The sequence below is a fragment of the Pseudomonas sp. DrBHI1 genome, from assembly GCF_002205115.1.
Taxonomy (GTDB): domain Bacteria; phylum Pseudomonadota; class Gammaproteobacteria; order Pseudomonadales; family Pseudomonadaceae; genus Aquipseudomonas; species Aquipseudomonas mosselii.
In genome coordinates, this window is record NZ_NIBE01000081.1 from 1 (window position 1) to 3,480 (window position 3,480).

Genomic DNA, 3,480 nt, shown 5'->3' on the forward strand with positions numbered 1-3,480 from the left:
CCCTTGCCCCGCCAGCCTTTGCGCCATGTCCTCCATGAACCCGCTGTCCATTGGCGCACCGGCGCCGTGGGCCAGGATCAGGCAGCTGGAAATGCCACGATCCTGCGGAATTTTCGGAGGATCGCAGCGCAAGCCTGGGACATTTCCGATCTTCGCCCATTGATCCCCGTCAATACCGGCACTTTGCCCATTAATCATGCTTGCCTCGCTGTCTAGCCTGCCTATAACCGTGGATGGGAACCCATACATGAACACAACCAGCAGTACCGCCTACAACTATCAGGTGGTCCGCCAATTCGCCATCATGACGGTGGTGTGGGGCATCGTCGGGATGGGGCTCGGCGTCTTCATCGCCGCCCAGCTCGCCTGGCCCGCCTTCAACCTCGACCTGCCGTGGACCAGCTTCGGCCGCCTGCGACCCTTGCACACCAACGCGGTGATCTTCGCCTTCGGCGGCTGTGCCCTGTTCGCCACCTCCTATTATTCGGTGCAACGCACCTGCCAGACCACCCTGTTCGCGCCACGCCTGGCCGCGTTCACCTTCTGGGGCTGGCAACTGGTGATCCTGCTGGCGGCGATCAGCCTGCCGCTGGGCTACACCAGCACCAAGGAATACGCCGAACTGGAATGGCCGATCGACATCCTGATCACCATCGTCTGGGTGGCCTATGCCGTGGTGTTCTTCGGCACGCTGATGAAGCGCAACACCAAGCACATCTACGTGGGCAACTGGTTCTTCGGCGCCTTCATCCTCACCGTGGCGATCCTGCACATCGTCAACAACCTGGAAGTACCGGTCAGCCTGACCAAGTCCTACTCGCTGTACGCCGGCGCCACCGATGCCATGGTGCAGTGGTGGTACGGCCACAACGCCGTGGGCTTCTTCCTGACCGCCGGCTTCCTGGGGATGATGTACTACTACGTGCCCAAGCAGGCCGAGCGCCCGGTGTATTCGTATCGCCTGTCGATCGTCCACTTCTGGGCCCTGATCACCCTGTACATCTGGGCAGGCCCGCACCACCTGCACTACACCGCGCTGCCGGACTGGGCGCAGTCGCTGGGCATGATCATGTCGCTGATCCTGCTGGCGCCAAGCTGGGGCGGCATGATCAACGGCATGATGACCCTCTCGGGCGCCTGGCATAAGCTGCGCAGCGACCCGATCCTGCGCTTCCTGGTCGTCTCGCTGGCGTTCTACGGCATGTCCACCTTCGAAGGCCCGATGATGGCCATCAAGACGGTCAACGCCCTCTCCCACTACACCGACTGGACCATCGGCCACGTCCACGCCGGCGCCCTCGGCTGGGTGGCGATGATCTCCATCGGCGCGCTGTACCACACCATCCCGAAAGTGTTCGGCAAAGAGCGCATGTACAGCCTTGGGCTGATCAACGCGCACTTCTGGCTGGCCACCATCGGCACCGTGCTCTACATCGCCTCGATGTGGGTCAACGGCATCGCCCAGGGCCTGATGTGGCGCGCGGTCAACAGCGACGGCACGCTGACCTACTCGTTCGTCGAAACCCTGGTGGCCAGCCACCCAGGCTTCGTCGTGCGCTTCGTCGGCGGCGCGATCTTCCTCAGCGGCATGTTCCTGATGGCCTGGAACACCTGGCGCACCGTGCGTGCCCCGGCCGCCGAGCAAGCCCCCGCCAACGCCCAGCTGGCTTGAGGAGTAGAGCCTGATGAACCATGAAGTCGTTGAGAAAAACATAGGCCTGATGGCCCTGCTGATGGTATTCGCCGTCAGCATCGGCGGCCTGACCCAGATCGTCCCGCTGTTCTTCCAGGACGTCACCAACAAGCCGGTCGAGGGCATGAAGCCCTACACCGCCCTGCAACTCGAAGGCCGCGACATCTACATCCGCGAAGGCTGCGTGGGCTGCCACTCGCAGATGGTCCGGCCATTCCGCGCCGAGACCGAGCGCTACGGCCACTACTCGGTGGCCGGCGAGAGCGTATGGGACCATCCGTTCCTGTGGGGCTCCAAGCGTACCGGTCCGGACCTGGCCCGCGTCGGCGGCCGCTACTCGGACGACTGGCACCGCGCGCACCTGTACAACCCGCGCAACGTGGTACCGGAATCGAAGATGCCGTCATACCCATGGCTGGTGGCCGCGCAGGTCGACAACAGCCACACCGACGTCAAGATGCGCGTCCTGCGCGGCCTCGGCGTGCCCTACAGCGACGACGACATCGCCGGCGCGAAGGACGCGGTCAAGGGCAAGACCGAGATGGACGCACTGGTCGCCTACCTGCAGGTGCTCGGCACCGCGATCAAGAACAAGAGGTGAGTGCGATGGAAATGGACATCGGCATGATCCGCGGCCTGGGCACCCTGGTGGTGATGATCGCCTTCATCGGCCTGTCGCTCTGGGTGTTCAACCGTCGCCGCGACCGTGATTTCGCCGAAGCGCGCCTGCTGCCCTTCGTCGACGACCGCCTGCCCCCCGCCGGGCAGGAACCTGCCGTATTGAGGAGTACCCAGCAATGACCACCTTCTGGAGTACGTACATCAGCGTACTGACCATCGGCAGCCTGATCGGCCTGACCTGGCTGCTGCTCGCCACCCGAAAAGGCCAGAGCAGCGACACCACCGACCAGACCATGGGCCACAGCTTCGACGGCATCGAGGAGTACGACAACCCGCTGCCCAAGTGGTGGTTCTGGCTGTTCGTCGGCACCCTGGTGTTCTCGGTCGGCTACCTGATCCTCTACCCGGGCCTGGGCAATTGGAAAGGCATCCTGCCTGGCTACGAGAATGGCTGGACCCAGGTGGACGAGTGGCAGAAAGAGATGGACAAGGCCGACGCCAAGTTCGGCCCGATCTTCGCCAAGTATGCCGCCATGCCGGTTGAGGAAGTGGCCAAGGATCCACAGGCGTTGAAGATGGGCAGCCGGCTGTTCGCCTCCAACTGCTCGGTGTGCCACGGCTCCGACGCCAAGGGCTCCTACGGCTTCCCCAACCTGACCGACAACGACTGGCGCTGGGGTGGCGAGCCGGAGACCATCAAGGCCTCGATCATGAACGGCCGCCACGGCGTCATGCCGGGCTGGTCCACGGTGATCGGCGAGCAGGGCGTGGCCGATGTGGCAGCCTTCGTGCTGACCAACCTCGATGGCCGCAGCCTGCCGGAAGGCGTCAAGGCCGACCCGGCCAAGGGCCAGGAAATCTTCGCCACTAACTGCGTGGCCTGCCACGGGCCTGAAGGCAAGGGCACCCCGGCCATGGGCGCGCCGAACCTGACCCATCCGCAGGCGTTCATCTACGGCTCGAGCTTCGCCCAGCTGCAGCAGACCATCCGTTACGGCCGTCAGGGCCAGATGCCGGCGCAGCACGACATCCAGGGCAACGACAAGGTCCACCTGCTGGCGGCCTATGTGTATAGCCTGTCGCAAGAGCAAGCATCAGAAACGGTAACCGCCAAGTAAAACCCCGTGGGAGCGGTAGTGCGCCGCTCCCACGACTCCCTCCCTCGC

Annotated in this window: 5 protein-coding genes; 4 read left to right on the forward strand and 1 reads right to left on the reverse strand. The window is 64.1% G+C overall.

Going from position 1 to position 3,480, the window contains the following annotated elements; genetic code table 11:
- Nucleotides 1-198: alpha/beta family hydrolase (locus tag CC207_RS27255; RefSeq protein ID WP_371916477.1), on the reverse strand; the 198-nt coding region annotated here is incomplete at its 3' end.
- 49 nt (nucleotides 199-247) lie between these two features.
- Between CC207_RS27255 and ccoN the strand changes: the two genes are divergently transcribed.
- From ccoN to ccoP, 4 genes are read left to right on the forward strand one after another with little or no spacing between them, the layout of a single operon-like run.
- Nucleotides 248-1,672 (forward strand): cytochrome-c oxidase, cbb3-type subunit I, encoded by a 1,425-nt coding sequence (gene ccoN, locus CC207_RS17710; protein WP_028692881.1) that lies wholly within the window; start codon nucleotides 248-250, stop codon nucleotides 1,670-1,672.
- Between the two features lie 13 nt (nucleotides 1,673-1,685).
- The gene (gene ccoO / locus CC207_RS17715; RefSeq protein ID WP_028692880.1) at nucleotides 1,686-2,294 is read left to right on the forward strand and encodes a cytochrome-c oxidase, cbb3-type subunit II; all 609 of its coding nucleotides are present in this window, start codon (nucleotides 1,686-1,688) and stop codon (nucleotides 2,292-2,294) included.
- Between the two features lie 5 nt (nucleotides 2,295-2,299).
- Entirely contained in the window at nucleotides 2,300-2,494 is a 195-nt protein-coding gene (locus CC207_RS17720) for a cbb3-type cytochrome c oxidase subunit 3 (protein ID WP_028692879.1), read from the forward strand.
- Nucleotides 2,491-3,432 (forward strand): cytochrome-c oxidase, cbb3-type subunit III, encoded by a 942-nt coding sequence (gene ccoP / locus CC207_RS17725; protein WP_088852495.1) that lies wholly within the window; start codon nucleotides 2,491-2,493, stop codon nucleotides 3,430-3,432. Before CC207_RS17720 ends, ccoP begins: the two co-directional genes overlap by 4 nt.
- Nucleotides 3,433-3,480 lie beyond the last annotated feature (48 nt).